Here is a 14,886-nt window from a genome sequence, read left to right on the forward strand (position 1 = left end):
GCGTTCAGAATTCGATCAGCACGCTCTTCTGGCGCAGATTGGCCTCGACCGCCTGGCGCCCGAGATCCTTGCCGATGCCGGAGCGCTTGTAGCCGCCGGTCGGCAGGATGAAGTCCGCGGTGCGGCCGTAGCGGTTGACCCAGACGGTGCCGGCCTGCAGCCGGCGCACCGCCCGCAGCGCGCGGCCGAGATCCGCGGTGTGGACGCCGGCCGCCAAGCCGTAGTCGGGATGGTCGGCCAGCGCCAGCCCCTCCTCCTCGTCGTCGAAGGCCTGGACCGTCAGCACCGGGCCGAAGATCTCCTCCCGCACCGCCGGCATGTCCTGGGTGACGTCGGTCAGGATCGTCGGCTCGTAGAAGGCGCCGTCCTGGATCGCGGCCAGGCGCCGGCCGCCGACCAAGGCTCGGGCGCCCGCGGCCAGGGAGCGGCGGACGATGCCGTCGATCCGGTCGGCCTGCGGGGTCGAGATGATCGGCGAGAAGCTGGTGTCCTCGCGCCAGGTCGGGCCCGGCCGCACCTCGGCGAACAGGGTCGTGAGCCTGTCGACCATCTCGTCCCGCAGCCGGCGCTGCACGATCAGGCGCGAGCCGGCGACGCAGACCTGCCCGGCATTGCCGAGGATCGAGGCCGCGATCTGGCGGGCCGTCCGGTCCGGGCTGGGCGTGTCGGCGAAGACCAGCTGCGGGCTCTTGCCGCCCAGCTCCAGCGTCACCGGCTTCGCCCCGCTGGCGGCGCTGGCCGCCATGATCGCGGCGCCGGTCCGGGTCGAGCCGGTGAAGGAGATCTTGCCGACCAGCGGATGGCGGCACAGCGCGTCGCCGGTGACGGCGCCGGTGCCCTGGACCACGTTGAAGATGCCGGGCGGCACGCCGGCCTCGACCGCCAGCTGCGCCAGCCGCACGGTCGAGAACGGCGTCAGCTCCGACGGCTTCAGCACCACGGCGTTGCCGGCGGCCAGCGCCGGCCCGGCCTTCCACGACGCCATGCTGAGCGGGAAGTTCCAGGGCGTGATCGCGGCGACGACGCCATAGGGCTCGGAGATGACGAGGCCGAGATTGTCGCTGCGGGTGGCGGCGACCTCCCCGCCCAGCTTGTCGGCGTATTCGGCGAAGAAGCGGAAGCCTTCGGCGGTCGAGGCCACGTCGAAGGACAGGGCCTGGGCGATCGGCCGGGTCGAGCCGAGCGCCTCGAGCCGCCCCAGCTCCTCCGCCCTTGCGTCGATCAGATCGGCGAAGCGCCGCAGCACCCGGGCCCGCTCGCGCGGCGGGCGGCTGGCCCAGTCGGTCCGGCGCTGGGCCTCGGCCGCGTTCGTCACCGCCCGGTCGACCAGATCGGCGGAGGCGACCGGCAGGTCGGCATAGAGAGCGCTGTCGGAGGGACGCCGGACGCCGATCGTCTCACCCTCTCCCGTGACGAGGGCGCCGTCGATGAAGTGCCCGGCGGGGACGGCGACGGCGGCGGGATCGAAATCGAGCATGATCAGTATCCCGCGGCCCAGCGGGCGAGGTCGGTTGCGCTCTCGGCGCCGTCGAACATGGCGATGATGCGCTCGCCCAGCAGCGGGCCGAACTTGAACATCTGCCCGTCGCAATTGGTGACGACGAGGCCGCGGCCGGCCTTGTCGAGCCTGAAGCGGCGCGACGGGTCGAGGACGTAGTAGCCGACCTGGATGCGGGTCGGGCGGTAGTCCGCGGCGTCCCGGAGATAGGGCCGGAACGGCGCCAGGATCGTCTCGCCCTCGGTGGCGAGATCCGAGCCGAAGCCGTCGACCTCCGGCCGGGCGCGGCGGCGATGCGGGCCGTGGCCGAATTTGAGGCCGGCGCCGCGGCGGTCCGGCAGGGTGTAGCCGGCATGGTCGCCGAGGGTGACGATGGCCGGGGCGTCGCGCCAGGTCTGCGCGAAGCGCGCCGGCGGCTCGATGTAGCAGAGGCCCTGCCGCCAGGTGGCCGCGTCGCCGTAGCGCTCCGGCATCAGCGCCGGCAGCCAGGCGCCGGCGGCGATCACCAGCATGTCGCCCTCGACCGTGCTGCCGTCGGCGCGGATGGCGACGCCGCGCTCCTGGTCCACGCGGGCGATGCGGCAGCCGCCTTCGACCACGGCCCCGTGCTCGGCGATCCAGCGCGCCAGCTCGGTGACGATGCGGCCGGCGAAGAGCGGCCCGCCCGGCGAGGCGGTGACGCCCCAGGCGCCCTCGGGCAGCTGCAGATGCGGGCACAGCCGCTCCACGCCATCGCGGTCCAGCACCTCGTGCCGAATGCCGAGCTCGCGGAAGGCCTCCAGCGTCTTGGCGGCGTAGTCGCCGGCCTCCAGCGAGATCGAGATCGCGCTGGTGTCCTCGAACTCTTCGCTGCCGATGTCGTCCCAGACGCGCGACCAGGCCTCGAAAGCCGGCGCCACCATGCGGGTGTAGCCGAGCGCTGCGCCGTAGTGGTAGCGGATCATCCGGTGCCGGTCGTAGGAGGCGCTGTGCGGGTTCGGCACCTCGCCCTGCTCCAGCAGATGGACGTCATGTCCGCGCTTCAGCGCCGCCCGCGCCACGGACAGACCGACGATACCGGCACCGATGATGACGACACGAGCCATAGGGATGCGCCCTGTTTCCGCTGAGACTGCGACCAAGGCTAGACCGGCCGTGGTGGCAGATGCTGCCATGAATGCTGCCCGCTTTGGTGCATCCGCATGGTCTGTGATCGGCTTTTCGGGCGATCGTGCCGGGCCGGGCGGGGCAAGCTGCCGGAACCGCAGCCCGACCGTTCCTGCAAAGAGAATCCGGTGATGCCACACGACACCCCTCCCCCGACCTTGCGCCCGATGGCGGAGCAGGACCTGCCGGCGCTGCACGCTTTGACCGTGGAGGTCGGCTGGGCGCACCGGCCGGAGGACTGGCGCTTGGTGTACGAGGTCGGCGACGGCGTCGTGGCCTGCGACGGCGCCGGTCGGGTGATCGGTTCCGCCCTATGGTGGCCGTTCGGAGAGCATTTCGGCACGGTCGGCATGATTATCGTCTCGCCGCGGCTGCAGGCGAAGGGCACCGGGCGGCGGATGATGCGCTGGCTGTTCGACCGGGCCGGCGACCGCGCGCTGCAGCTGAACGCCACACCGGCGGGGCTGCGGCTGTACCGCTCCGAAGGATTTCGGGAGATCGGCCGGATCCATCAGCATCAGGGCACAGTGCAGCCGGTGCCAACCGCTGCCGCAGCCGGGCGGGTCCGGCCGCTCGCCGCCGAGGACTGGCCGCAGATCCGGGCACTCGACAAGGAGGCGTGTGGCGCCGACCGGTCGGCCGCGCTGGACGCCCTCGCCGCCCGCTCGGTCGGCACCGGCTATGAGACGGATGGCGAGCTGGTCGGCTTCAGCCTCTGCCGCCCCTTCGGCCGCGGCCATGTCGTCGGCCCGATCGTCGCGCCGGACGAGGCCGCCGCCATCGCCCTGCTGCAGCCGCATCTGGAGGAGCATGCCGGTCGGTTCCTGCGGGTGGACACGCCGGACGACGGCGCCTTCGCCGACCGCCTCGCGGCCGCCGGCCTCGCCCGGGTCGACACGGTCGTGACCATGCTTCGCGGCGACCGGCCGGCGCGGCAGCCTGCGGTCCGAACCTTCGGGCTGATCAACCAGGCCCTGGGCTGACCATGGGCCGCCCGACGCTGCTGTACAAATCCGACCCGGTCCGCGGTGCGGTCTGGGACCGGGTGTTCCGGGAGGAGGCGCCGGACATCAGGCTCGAGGTCTGGTCGCCCGACGCGCCGCCGTCGGACGCGGCCTATTTGGTGGCCTGGACCCCGCCCGAGGATCTGGAGCGGTCGGTGCCGAAGCTGGAGGTGCTGTTCGGCCTGGGCGCTGGAGTCGACCATCTGAACCTCGACCGCCTGCCGCCGCGGGTCCAGCTGGTCCGCATGGTCGATCCGGACCTCACCCGGTCCATGGTCGAATACGTCCTTTACGCCGCGCTCGCCTTGCATCGGGATATCCCCGCCTATCTCGCCGATCAGCGGGAGGGGCGCTGGGCTCCACGCCTGGTGCGGCGCGCCGCCGACCGCACGGTCGGGGTGATGGGGCTGGGCGTGCTCGGCCGCGCCGCGGCCGAGGCGTTGCGCGACCTGGGCTTCGCCATGCGCGGCTGGAGCGCGTCGGAGAAGTCGCTTCCGGGCGTGACCTGCTTTGCCGGCGCGGCCGGACTGCCGGACTTCCTACAGGGCTGCGAGATCCTGGTCTGCCTGCTGCCGCTGACCGACGCCACCCGCGGCATTCTGAACGCCAAGGTCTTCTCGGCCCTGCCGGCCGGGGCCGGGCTGGTCAATGTTGGCCGCGGCGGACATATGGTGGAGGCCGACCTGCTGGCCGCGCTGGACAGCGGACACATTTCGGCCGCGATGCTCGACGTGCTGGCGGCCGAGCCGCCCGCCCCCGACCACCCGCTGCTGCGGCACCCGAAGGTGATGCTGACCCCGCATATCGCCAGCGCCACCCATCCGGAGTCGGCGGCCCGCCAGGTGATCCGCGCGATCCGCCGGCACCGGGACGGGCTGCCGCTGGAGAACGTCGTCGACCGCCGGCAGGCATATTGAACTCCCTTTCCGTCCCCTACCTCTCGGTTTGAAAGCCGTCATGGCGAGGCGCGCAGCGCCGTGGCCATCCAGGGGGCCGGGTTCACTGGATGGCCACGCCCCTTCGGGGCTCGCCATGACGGTTCAATGGTCGTCGGCCCGCCCTCTCACCCGAACAGGCTCATCAGCGGCTGCTCCATCTTCCGGATCGGCGTCTTGATCACGATGTAGCTGAAGTATTTCGAGATCCCGACCGGGCGCTCCAGCAGTCCCTCCATGACCTCCTGGTAGTGCGACAGGCTGCGGGTGACGAATTTCACCAGATAGTCATAGCCGCCGCTGACGAGGTGGCATTCCATCACCTCGTCCAGGCCGCGCATCGCCGCCTCGAAGCGGGTGAAATAGGGCATCGTCTGGTCGGCGAGCGTGATCTCGGTGAAGACGGTGACGGTCTCGCCCAGCTTGGCGAGGTTGAGATGGGCGCCATAGCCGGTGATGTAGCCCGCCTGCTCCAGCCGCTTGACCCGCAAGAGGCAGGGGCTGGTCGACAGCCCGACCGCATCCGCCAGGTTGACATTCGTCATCCGGCCCTGGCGCTGCAGCTGCACCAGGATCTTCATGTCGATCTGATCCAACCGGTTGCCTGACGGGTTCACGATCTGCTCCTCGACTCCTAGGCGGCCGCGTCGGTCTTGCCCTGCCGCACGGCGTTGGCCTTGTGCAAGGTTCGGACGGGGTCGCCGAAATGGCGGTCCAGCTCCTTCAGCGCCGCCTCGGCATCCTCGCCGCCGACGAGGTCGGCCAGCAGCTGATGTTCCTCGATCAGCGCCTTGTTGCCGCGATAGCCGCCCATCAGCTTGTGCAGGCACAGCATGGTCTCGGCCTGCAGCGTGGCGTAGCCGCGGGACAGCCGGTGGCTGCCGGCGGCGTCGACCATCTCGCGGTGGAACTCCAGGTCCAGCTCGGCCGTGCGCGGCCAGTCCCCGCGCCGGACGGCGGCCTCCATCTGCCGGGCGATGGCCTTCAGCCTCTTCGCCAGGGCGGCCCGGCCGGGCAGGCCCATCACCCGCCGCAGGGCGGCGAGCTCCAGCGACCTGCGCACGAAATAGATGTCCTGCAGGTCCTCCTCGCTCAGCTCCGGCACGAAGACGCCGCGATGCGGCTCGCTGCGCAGCAGCCCTTCCTGGATCAGCCGCTGCAGCGCCTCGCGCACCGGCCCCCGGCTGACGCCGAAGCTGGCCGCGAGCTCCATCTCGTTGAGCTGGGAGCCGAGCGGAAAGGTGCCGTCGAGGATCGAGGCGCGGATCTGCTCGCTGACCTGGCCCGAGAGGGTGGTGCGCTTCAGCTGCTTCACCCTCCCGCCGGAACCGTTCGCCTGTGCCATGCGCTCGCCCCTTCCGTGATTGTCGCCCCGGCCGCTCAATGCAGGACGTCCTGCAACCGATAGTAGGCGCCCACCAGGGGCAGGAACCAGGGGGGCCCGAAATGGCCGGGGACGGCCGGCCAGTCGAGGTCCCGGAAGATATTCGTCTCCGGTCGGCCGCTCATCACCTCGGCCATCACCGCGCCCATATGGGTCGCCATCTGCGTGCCGTGGCCGCTGTAACCCATCGAGTAATACAGGCCATCGTGAATGCCGGCCCGCGGCAGCCGGTCGGCGGTCATGTCGACGATCCCGCCCCAGCAATAGTCGATCCGAACCTCGCCGAGCTGCGGGAAGACCCGGTGCAGAGCTCGTCGCAAGACCTTGCCGCTCTTGGCGTCGGACAGCGGGTTGGAGACGGCGAAGCGCGCCCGTCCGCCGAACAGCAGCCGGTTGTCGCCGAGGATGCGGAAATAGGTGCCGACATTCTTCGAATCCGTCGCCATCCGGCGCGTCGGCATCAGCTCGTCCACCACCGCCTGCGGCAGCGTCTCGGTGACGATCACGAAACTGCCGATCGGGATGATGCGGCGCCGGAACCAGGCGAAGGGGCCGGCACGCGACGGCCCGGTTGCGAGCAGCACCTGCGAGGCGGTGAGGCGGCCGCGGGGCGTCACCACCTCATGGGCATGGCCGTTCAGCCGCTTCAGTGCCGAGACCGGCGCGTCCTCGAAGATCGCGGCGCCCCGGGCCACCGCCGCCTCGGCCAGACCCCTGGAGAACCGGCCCATATGCATGCCGGCGCTCTTCCTGTAGACGAGCCCGCCGTGGAACCGGTCCGACCCGATCTCCGCCCGCAGATCGGCGGCCGGGACCAGGGCGGTGTCGGCGTCGACCTCGCGCGCCAGCACCTCCTGCGCCCGCTTCAGCTTGTCGAAATGCTCCGGCTTGGCGGCAAGCTTGATCTTGCCGGTGCGGCGGAAATCGCAATCGATCCCCTCCTCCCGCACCAGGCGTTCGACCGTGTCCACGGCCGCGTCATAGGCCCGGTACAGCAGCCGGGCCCGGTCGAGGCCGAGGCGAGCCGCCACGCCCTGGAAATCGACGGCGAGGCCGTTGTTGCACTGGCCGCCGTTCCGGCCGGAGGCGCCGGCACCGACCTTGCCGGCCTCCAGCACCGCCACGCAGGCGCCGCGCTTGGCCAGCGCCAGCGCCGCCGAGAGCCCGGTGAAGCCGGCGCCGACAATGGCCACGTCGACCTTGCCTTCGACCGGCCCGGCGGCCGCGCCCTGGAAGGGCGTCACGGAATCCATCCAGTAGGAAGCCAGCTTCATGATCGATCCTGATCGCGCGCTCGGGTCAGCGCTCGTCGCGGCGGCGACGCTCTAGTTCGATCACGTTCTTCGTAGGATTGTCAACAATCATAACATCGATTGGGCCGTCAGCCGCTCGATCATGGTGACACCCGAGGCCAGCTCCACCCTGGTGATGAACTCGTCCGGCTTGTGCGCGCGGTCGATGTCGCCCGGCCCGCAGACGACGGCCGGCACGCCGGCCTGTTGATACAGCCCGGCCTCGGTGCCGAAGCTGACCGCGGCCTGCCGCGGCTGCTCCGAAATCGCCTCGGCCAGCGCCGCGAGCGGATGGTCGTCGGCGAGGTCGAGCGCCGGATAGAGGCTGAGCGTCTCGCTCTCGACCGCGACCGACCGCCCCTCCGCCCGCATCGCCGCGACTCGCGCCTCGGCGAAGCGTGCGATCGGCTCCCAGAGCTCGGCCGGGTCGGTGCCCGGGATGGCGCGGGCCTCGAGATCGAAGACGCATTCGGCCGGGACGATGTTGACGCCGGTGCCGCCGCCCACGACGCCGACCTGCAGGGTCGAGACCGGGGGCGCGAATCGGTCGTCGAACGGGCCTTCAGCCTCGAGTCGCCGGGCCTCGTCCCGCACCTTGACGATCAGCTCCGCCGCCAGATGGATGGCGTTGTCCGCCAGGTCCGGCCGTGAGGAATGGCCGGCGCGGCCGCGCACGCGCACCCGCCGGGCGATCTTGCCCTTGTGCCGCAGCACCGGGCGCAGCCCGGTCGGCTCGCCGACGATGCAGCCGAGCGGCGGGGCACACAGCCGCGGCAGCCGGTCGATCATGTGCCGCACCCCGACGCAGCCGACCTCCTCGTCATAGGACAGGGCGATGTGCACCGGCCGCGGCAGCCGGGCGGCGATGAGCGCCGGCACGGAGGCAAGCACGCAGGCGACGAAGCCCTTCATGTCCACCGCGCCGCGGCCGAACAGGCGGTCGCCATCGCGGCGCAGGGTGAAGGGATGGCCGGTCCAGCCCTCCGGCGCCGCCGGCACGACATCGAGATGCGCCGACAGGATCATGCCCGGCACCTCCGCCGGACCGATGGTGGCGAACAGGTTGGACCGATCGCCCTCCGGCCCCGGCAGCACCGTGGCCGCCACGCCGTGTTCGGCGAGACAGGCACGGACGTAGTCGACAATCGCGCCGTTCGCGGTGCGGCAGACGGAGGGAATCGCCACCAGATCCGCCAGAATCTCCTCGACCGTCTTCATCCCGCTCCTCCTGTCATGGCCCCGCCATCCTGCCCCGCCGCGCCCCGGCGGACGCGCCGAAGGACGGCGGTGGATCGGCACGTCGTGCCATCGGAGCCGCCGCAAACGGCATGATCGCCCTGCCCTGTGGCGCACAGACGGCTGGCCGTGCGGCCCGCCCCTTCTAGGATGGCACGATCGCAGACCTGGGAACGACCGAGGCACGGCATGGCCCTGAGACCGAAATACGTCACCTTCGACTGCTACGGCACGCTGATCTATTTCGAAATGGCGCCCGCCGCCCGCCGGATCTATGCCGATCGGGTCGACGTCGCGCAGATGGACGCCTTCTGCACCGATTTCTCTTCCTACCGCCTGGACGAGGTGCTGGGCGCCTGGAAGCCCTATGTCGAGGTGGTGCGTAACGCCCTCGAACGCTGCTGCAAGCTGTGGCGGGTGGAGTTCCGGGAGACGGATGCGGAAGCGATCTACGCCGCGATCCCGAGCTGGGGTCCGCATCCCGACGTGCCGGAAGCGCTGGCCAAGGTCGCGGCGCATGTCCCGCTGGTCATCCTGTCCAATTCGATGACCGACCTGATCCCGCACAGCGTGGCCAAGCTCGGCGCTCCGTTCCACGCCGTCTTCACCGCGCAGGAGGCGCAGGCGTACAAGCCGCGCATGCGCGCCTTCGAATACATGTTCGACCAGCTCGGCTGCGGGCCGGAGGACGTGCTGCACTGCTCCTCCAGCTTCCGCTACGATCTGATGACCGCGCACGACCTGCGGATCACCCACAAGGCCTTCGTGAATCGCGGGCACGAGCCGCCGAACCCCTATTACGGCTATCACGAGATCAAGGACATCCGTGGCCTGCCCGGCCTGCTCGGGCTGTAGCCACCACTCGGCGGCGGCGCATCTTCACCATTAAGATTGTTGACAATCTTACGATCACCGCCATCATACCCGGAACAGCGACAACGGCGCGGCGGCCCGGACGGGCCGCCCAGGCGACGCGGCATACCGCGCACCGAAACGGTCGGCCATCAGACCAACCAGGGGGCTCGGGATCTCTGATCCCGCACAACAGAGGGACGGCGGCATGACGAAGATCAGCGATTTCGAAGCAATGCGCCCCGCCGAGCGCCGGCGCGTGCTGGACGCGCTGCGCGGCGGCGCCACCCGGCGCGAGGTGCTGGGCATGCTCGGCATGGCCGGGATGGGTCTCGCCGCCGGCGGGTCGGTGTTCGCCCACGCCAGCCGGGCGCTGGCGGACACGCCGAAGCGCGGCGGCAGCATCCGCGTCGCCGGCTACACCAGCTCGACCGCCGACACCCTGGACCCGGCCAAGCAGACAGCGTCGACCGACTATGTCCGCTGCAACCTGTTCTACAACAAGCTGACCCGGATCGACGAAGCCGGCGAGCCGCAGATGGAGCTGGCCGAGGCGATCGACAACGACAAGGCGACGGTCTGGACCATCAAGCTTCGCCGCGGCGTCACCTTCCACGACGGCAAGACCCTGACCGCCGACGACGTCGTCTATTCCCTGAAGCGGCATCTCGACCCGGAGGTCGGCAGCAAGGCCAAGGCCCTGGCTTCCGCGATCGAGGAGATCACCGCGACCGGCCCGAACGAGATTCGCATCAAGCTGTCGAGCCCGAACGCCGATTTCCCGGTGATCCTGGGCACGAGCCATTTCCATATCGTCAAGGACGGCACCAAGGACTTCACCACCGCGGTCGGCACCGGCCCGTTCAAGTGCCAGGAGTTCTCGCCCGGCGTCCGCTCTGTCGCCGTGCGCAACGAGGGCTACTGGCGGGATGGCCCCTGGCTCGACCAGATCGAGTTCTTCGGGCTGGCCGACGAGAGCGCGCGGGTCAACGCCCTCTTGTCCGGCGACGTGCAGCTGGCCTCGACCATCAATCCGCGCTCGGTCAAGCAGCTGCAGGACACCGGCGCCTTCGGCATCCTGGACACGAGGGCCGGCAACTACACCAACCTGATTATGCGGCTGGACCAAGCGCCGGGCAGCACCCCGGATTTCATCCTCGGCATGAAGTGCCTGATCAACCGCGAGCAGATCCGCTCCGCGATCTATCGCGGCTATGCCGAGATCGCCAACGACCATCCGATCCCGTCCTCGAACCGCTTCTACGCCAAGGACATCCCGCAGCGGGCCTTCGACCCGGACCAGGCGAAGTTCCACTTCCAGAAGGCCGGGGTGCTGGGCACGACCGTGCCGGTCGTCGCCTCTCCCGCCGCCGACAATTCGGTGGAGATGGCGGTGCTGCTGCAGCAGGAGGCGCAGAAGATCGGCCTGACGCTGGACGTGCAGCGCGTGCCCTCGGACGGCTATTGGTCGAACTACTGGATGAAGTCGCCGGTCGGCTTCGGCAACATCAATCCGCGACCGACCGCCGACCTGCTGCTGACGCTGTTCTACAAATCCGACGCCCCCTGGAACGAGTCCGGCTGGAAGGACGAGAAGTTCGACCAGCTGCTGGTCGCCGCCCGGGCCGAGACCGACGAGGACAAGCGCCGGCAGATGTATCACGACCTGCAGGTGATGGTGCGCGACGGGTCCGGCGTGGCCATCCCGACCTTCATCAGCAACATCGACGCCTACACCAGCACGCTGAAGGGGCTGAAGCCGATGCCGACGGGCGCCCTGATGGGCTACGGCTTCGGCGAGTATGTCTGGCTGGACAGCTAGCGCCGGCATTCGGGATGCCTGTTTCACAGATCCTTGGGCGCATTCCGGTTGCCTCTCCCGCTTGCGGGAGAGGTCGGAGACGCGAAGCGGCTCCGGGTGAGGGGATTTTGTCGAGGCCTGGACCAGCCCTCACCCGGACATCCTGGCGGATGTCCGACCTCTCCCGCGTCCGGCGGGAGAGGCAAACCAAGGCCATGGGCGTGTCAGCCAATCGTTCTCCGGGGGCCGGGCGATGAACGCGCAGATCGCGAAGCTGATCGGAGGGCGACTGGTCGTCGCGGCGCTGACCCTGCTGTTCGTCGCCGTGGTGGTGTTCGTTGCCACCCAGCTGCTGCCGGGCGACGTGGCGCAGGCGATCCTGGGCCAGAGCGCGACGCCGGAGGCCGTGGCGGGCTTGCGCACGGCGCTGGGCCTCGACCAGCCGGCGGCGCAGCGCTTCCTCCACTGGCTCGGCGGGATGCTGACCGGCGACCCGGGCGTGTCGCTGGTCAGCCGCCAGCCGATCGGCCCGCTGATCGGCACCCGCCTCGCCAGCTCGCTGCTGCTCGCCGCCATCGTCGCCGCGGTCGCGGTGCCGCTGGCGCTCGCGATCGGCATCACCTCCGCCGTCTGGCGCGGGTCGCTGTACGACCGGGTGGTGGCCACCGCCACCATCTCGGTCGTGGCGGTGCCGGAGTTCCTGGTCGCCACCCTGGCCGTGCTGGTCTTCGCCGTGCATCTGCACTGGCTGCCGGCGCTCTCCTTCGTCTCCGCCAACGCCTCGCCGCTGCAGTTCCTGCGCGCCGTAGCCATGCCGGTGCTGAGCCTGACTTTCGTGGTGACGGCGCAGATGGCGCGGATGACCCGCGCCGCGGTGATCGAGACGCTGCGGTCGCCCTATGTCGAGATGGCGGCGCTGAAAGGCGCGAGCCCGGCGCGCATCGTGCTGCGCCACGCTTTGCCCAACGCGGTCGGCGCTATCGCCAACGCGGTCGCGCTCAGCCTGTCCTACCTCCTCGGCGGCGTGATCATCGTCGAGACCATCTTCAACTATCCGGGCATCGCCAAGCTGATGGTCGACAGCGTCGCCATGCGCGACATGCCGGTGGTGCAGTCCTGCGCCATGGTGTTCTGCGCCGTCTACCTGCTGCTGGTCACCGCCGCCGACATCGCGGCGATCCTGTCCAACCCGAAGCTGCGCCGCCGATGACCCAGCCCGCCCTCGATAACATCGAGCCGCTTCCCCGGCGCAAGCCGCGCCGGCTGCGCCTGTCTGCTCCCGGCGTGATCGGCGCGGCGATCGTGATGGCCTGTATCGCTGTCGCGGCCTTCGGGTCGGCCCTCGCCCCCTATGACGCGGGGGCGGTGGTCGACTACGAGGTGTTCAAGCCGATCAGCGCGGCTTTCCCGCTGGGGACCGACTATCTCGGCCGCGACATGCTGAGCCGCATCCTGCTCGGCGCCCGCTACACGGTCGGCATCGCCGGCCTCGCCACCCTGTTGGCCTGCGGCGCCGGCGTCTGCCTCGGCCTGTTCGCCGCTGCCATTGGTGGCTGGACCGACGCGCTGCTGAGCCGGACGCTCGACGCCCTGACCTCGATCCCGAGCAAGATGCTGGCGCTGGTGCTGGTGGCCGGGCTCGGCTCCTCCACCCCGATCCTGGTGCTGACGCTGGCCTTCATCTACCTGCCGGGCTGCTTCCGCATCACCCGCGCGCTCGGCGTCAACATCGCCGCGGAGGATTTCGTCCTGGCGGCCCGGGCCCGCGGCGAGCGCACCGGCTATGTCATGCTGCAGGAGGTGCTGCCCAACATGATCGGCCCGATCCTGGCGGATTTCGGCCTGCGCTTCGTCTTCGTCGTGCTGCTGCTGAGCAGCCTCAGCTTCCTCGGCCTCGGCGTGCAGCCGCCGAACGCCGACTGGGGGTCGCTGGTGCGCGAGAACATCTCGGGGCTGAGCGAGGGCGCGCCGGCGGTAATCATGCCGGCCCTCGCTATCGCGGTGCTGACCATTGGCGTCAACCTGCTGATCGACAGCCTGCCCGGCCGCCGCCGGGACGCGGGAGGGCACTGAGATGACGGCGACGGTCGAGGTCTCCGGGCTGCGCGTCACGGCCCGCACCGAGGAAGGCGGCGAGGCCGTGATCGTCGACGATGTCGGCTTCACCATCCGCCAGGGCGAGGTGATGGCGCTGATCGGCGAATCCGGCTCCGGCAAGACCACGATCGCCTTGGCGACGCTGGGCTATAGCCGGGCCGGCTGCCGCATCGTCGGAGGCTCGGTCAACGTCTTCGGCCGCGAGATCCTGGCGCTCGACCGCAAGACCCTGCGCGGCCTGCGCGGCCGCCAGATCGCCTATATCGCCCAGAGCGCGGCGGCGGCCTTCAACCCGTCGCGCCGTATCATGGCGCAGGTGATCGAGAGCGCGCTGATCCACGGCACCATGACCGCGGAGGCGGCCCGCCGGAAGGCCTGCCAGCTGTTCCGCGAGCTGGCCCTGCCCGACCCCGACGGCATCGGCGACCGCTATCCGCACCAGGTCTCGGGCGGACAGCTGCAGCGGCTGATGGCGGCCATGGCGCTGATCAACGACCCCGAGCTGGTCATTTTCGACGAGCCGACCACAGCGCTGGACGTCACCACTCAGATCGAGGTGCTGCGCGCCTTCAAGGCCGTGATCCGCACCCGGAAGACGACCGGCATCTACGTCTCGCACGACCTCGCCGTCGTCGCCCAGATCGCCGACCGGATCGCGGTGCTGCGCCATGGCCGGCTGCGCGAGACCGGGCCGACCGAGCGGCTGGTGACGGCGCCGGAGGACGGCTACACCCGCCAGCTCATCGCCGCCGCCACGCCGGTGCGACGGACCGCTGGCGAAGAGCCGACGCCGGCCGAGGCCGTGCCGCTGCTGCGGGTCGAGGGGCTGCTCGCCGGCTTCGGCGCGGTGCGTCCCGGCTCCCTGCCGCCGGTCGTCGCGCTGCAGGATATCGACCTCTTGATCCGGCGCGGCCGCACCCTCGGCGCGATCGGCGAATCCGGCAGCGGCAAGAGCACCCTGGCGCGGGTGATCGCCGGCCTCTTGCCGGCGGCGCGCGGCCGCATCCTGCTGGACGGCGAAGCGCTGCCGGCGACCCTGGGCGGCCGCAGCCGCGACCAGCTGCGCCGTGTCCAGATCGTGTTCCAGAACGCCGACACCGCGCTGAACCCGGCCCGGACGGTGGAGCAGATCATCGCCCGGCCGCTGGCCTTCTATCACGCCCAGGGCGACCGCCAGCGCCGGCAGCGGCTGCACCGCCTGCTCGACCTCGTGCGCCTGCCCGCGGCGATCGCCGACCGCCTGCCGGGCGAGCTGTCCGGCGGGCAGAAGCAGCGCGTCAATCTGGCCCGGGCGCTGGCGGCCGACCCCGAGTTGATCCTGTGCGACGAAGTCACCTCCGCCCTCGACACCGTGGTCGGTGAGGCGGTGCTGGACCTGCTGATGGAGCTGCAGCGCGAGCTCGGCGTCTCCCTCATGTTCATCAGCCACGACCTCGGCGTCGTCCGCTCGATCAGCCATGAGGTGCTGGTGCTGCGCCGCGGCCGGACCGTCGAGGCCGGGCCGACCGAGCAGGTGCTGCGCGCCCCGCAGGCGGCCTATACCGGCCTCCTGCTCGCCTCGGTGCCGGAGCTGCGCACCGGTTGGCTGGACGAAGTCGACGCCCGCGCCGTCTCCGCCGCCTGACCACGCCGACAAGGCCT

13 protein-coding genes are annotated in these 14,886 nt (G+C 70.5%); 7 read left to right on the top strand and 6 right to left on the bottom strand.

Features of this window, described 5'->3' with window-relative positions; all coding sequences use genetic code 11:
* Nucleotides 1–4: 4 nt before the first annotated feature.
* Both KXR53_RS18960 and KXR53_RS18965 read right to left on the bottom strand, forming a co-directional pair.
* Nucleotides 5–1,477, bottom strand: coding sequence for an aldehyde dehydrogenase family protein (locus tag KXR53_RS18960; protein ID WP_437376818.1), 1,473 nt, complete (start codon nt 1,475–1,477; stop codon nt 5–7).
* Between the two features lie 2 nt (nt 1,478–1,479).
* Nucleotides 1,480–2,583 carry an NAD(P)/FAD-dependent oxidoreductase gene (locus tag KXR53_RS18965; RefSeq protein ID WP_437376819.1) on the bottom strand — a complete coding sequence of 368 codons (1,104 nt, stop codon included), beginning with the start codon at nt 2,581–2,583 and terminating at the stop codon, nt 1,480–1,482.
* Nucleotides 2,584–2,775: 192 nt separating this feature from the next.
* Here KXR53_RS18965 and KXR53_RS18970 point away from each other — a divergent pair, with 192 nt between their 5' ends.
* Both KXR53_RS18970 and KXR53_RS18975 read left to right on the top strand, forming a co-directional pair.
* Entirely contained in the window at nt 2,776–3,627 is an 852-nt protein-coding gene (locus KXR53_RS18970; RefSeq protein ID WP_437376820.1) for a GNAT family N-acetyltransferase, read from the top strand.
* 2 nt (nt 3,628–3,629) lie between these two features.
* Complete coding sequence (locus tag KXR53_RS18975; RefSeq protein WP_437376821.1) at nt 3,630–4,565, top strand: 2-hydroxyacid dehydrogenase; 936 nt, start codon at nt 3,630–3,632, stop codon at nt 4,563–4,565.
* Between the two features lie 146 nt (nt 4,566–4,711).
* On the opposite strand, the gene KXR53_RS18980 is transcribed toward KXR53_RS18975, so the two are convergent.
* The 4 genes from KXR53_RS18980 to argE all read right to left on the bottom strand — a co-directional run bounded on the left by KXR53_RS18980 (nt 4,712) and on the right by argE (nt 8,477).
* On the bottom strand, nt 4,712–5,200 hold the full coding sequence (locus tag KXR53_RS18980) for an Lrp/AsnC family transcriptional regulator (protein ID WP_437376822.1): 489 nt from the start codon (nt 5,198–5,200) through the stop codon (nt 4,712–4,714).
* A 17-nt stretch (nt 5,201–5,217) separates the two neighbouring features.
* Nucleotides 5,218–5,928: a GntR family transcriptional regulator gene (locus KXR53_RS18985; protein WP_437376823.1), complete on the bottom strand. Its 711-nt coding sequence runs from the start codon at nt 5,926–5,928 to the stop codon at nt 5,218–5,220.
* Nucleotides 5,929–5,963: 35 nt separating this feature from the next.
* Complete coding sequence (locus KXR53_RS18990; RefSeq protein ID WP_437376824.1) at nt 5,964–7,241, bottom strand: NAD(P)/FAD-dependent oxidoreductase; 1,278 nt, start codon at nt 7,239–7,241, stop codon at nt 5,964–5,966.
* Nucleotides 7,242–7,328: 87 nt separating this feature from the next.
* Nucleotides 7,329–8,477, bottom strand: coding sequence for an acetylornithine deacetylase (gene argE, locus KXR53_RS18995; RefSeq protein ID WP_437376825.1), 1,149 nt, complete (start codon nt 8,475–8,477; stop codon nt 7,329–7,331).
* Between the two features lie 207 nt (nt 8,478–8,684).
* Here argE and KXR53_RS19000 point away from each other — a divergent pair, with 207 nt between their 5' ends.
* The 5 genes from KXR53_RS19000 (at nt 8,685) to KXR53_RS19020 (ending at nt 14,869) form a co-directional block, all read left to right on the top strand.
* Nucleotides 8,685–9,350 (top strand): haloacid dehalogenase type II, encoded by a 666-nt coding sequence (locus KXR53_RS19000; protein WP_437376826.1) that lies wholly within the window; start codon nt 8,685–8,687, stop codon nt 9,348–9,350.
* Between the two features lie 205 nt (nt 9,351–9,555).
* Nucleotides 9,556–11,169 (top strand): ABC transporter substrate-binding protein, encoded by a 1,614-nt coding sequence (locus KXR53_RS19005; RefSeq protein ID WP_437376827.1) that lies wholly within the window; start codon nt 9,556–9,558, stop codon nt 11,167–11,169.
* 232 nt (nt 11,170–11,401) lie between these two features.
* Entirely contained in the window at nt 11,402–12,358 is a 957-nt protein-coding gene (locus KXR53_RS19010; RefSeq protein ID WP_437376828.1) for an ABC transporter permease, read from the top strand.
* Nucleotides 12,355–13,221, top strand: coding sequence for an ABC transporter permease (locus KXR53_RS19015; protein WP_437376829.1), 867 nt, complete (start codon nt 12,355–12,357; stop codon nt 13,219–13,221). The genes KXR53_RS19010 and KXR53_RS19015 overlap by 4 nt, the downstream gene beginning before the upstream one ends.
* A 1-nt stretch (nt 13,222) precedes the next feature.
* Complete coding sequence (locus tag KXR53_RS19020; RefSeq protein ID WP_437376830.1) at nt 13,223–14,869, top strand: ABC transporter ATP-binding protein; 1,647 nt, start codon at nt 13,223–13,225, stop codon at nt 14,867–14,869.
* Nucleotides 14,870–14,886: the final 17 nt, after the last annotated feature.

It is taken from the genome of Inquilinus limosus (genome assembly GCF_051487185.1).
GTDB lineage: Bacteria > Pseudomonadota > Alphaproteobacteria > DSM-16000 > Inquilinaceae > Inquilinus > Inquilinus limosus_F.

Bases quoted from the DNA above. Each gene is read 5' to 3' on its own strand.
- KXR53_RS18985 (WP_437376823.1), bottom strand. From the start codon at position 5,928: ATGGCACAGGCGAACGGTTCCGGCGGGAGGGTGAAGCAGCTGAAGCGC.
- KXR53_RS19015 (WP_437376829.1), top strand. From the start codon at position 12,355: ATGACCCAGCCCGCCCTCGATAACATCGAGCCGCTTCCCCGGCGCAAG.
- KXR53_RS19020 (WP_437376830.1), top strand. From the start codon at position 13,223: ATGACGGCGACGGTCGAGGTCTCCGGGCTGCGCGTCACGGCCCGCACC.
- argE (WP_437376825.1), bottom strand. From the start codon at position 8,477: ATGAAGACGGTCGAGGAGATTCTGGCGGATCTGGTGGCGATTCCCTCC.
- KXR53_RS18975 (WP_437376821.1), top strand. From the start codon at position 3,630: ATGGGCCGCCCGACGCTGCTGTACAAATCCGACCCGGTCCGCGGTGCG.
- KXR53_RS19010 (WP_437376828.1), top strand. From the start codon at position 11,402: ATGAACGCGCAGATCGCGAAGCTGATCGGAGGGCGACTGGTCGTCGCG.
- KXR53_RS18990 (WP_437376824.1), bottom strand. From the start codon at position 7,241: ATGAAGCTGGCTTCCTACTGGATGGATTCCGTGACGCCCTTCCAGGGC.
- KXR53_RS19005 (WP_437376827.1), top strand. From the start codon at position 9,556: ATGACGAAGATCAGCGATTTCGAAGCAATGCGCCCCGCCGAGCGCCGG.
- KXR53_RS18960 (WP_437376818.1), bottom strand. From the start codon at position 1,477: ATGCTCGATTTCGATCCCGCCGCCGTCGCCGTCCCCGCCGGGCACTTC.
- KXR53_RS19000 (WP_437376826.1), top strand. From the start codon at position 8,685: ATGGCCCTGAGACCGAAATACGTCACCTTCGACTGCTACGGCACGCTG.
- KXR53_RS18970 (WP_437376820.1), top strand. From the start codon at position 2,776: ATGCCACACGACACCCCTCCCCCGACCTTGCGCCCGATGGCGGAGCAG.
- KXR53_RS18965 (WP_437376819.1), bottom strand. From the start codon at position 2,583: ATGGCTCGTGTCGTCATCATCGGTGCCGGTATCGTCGGTCTGTCCGTG.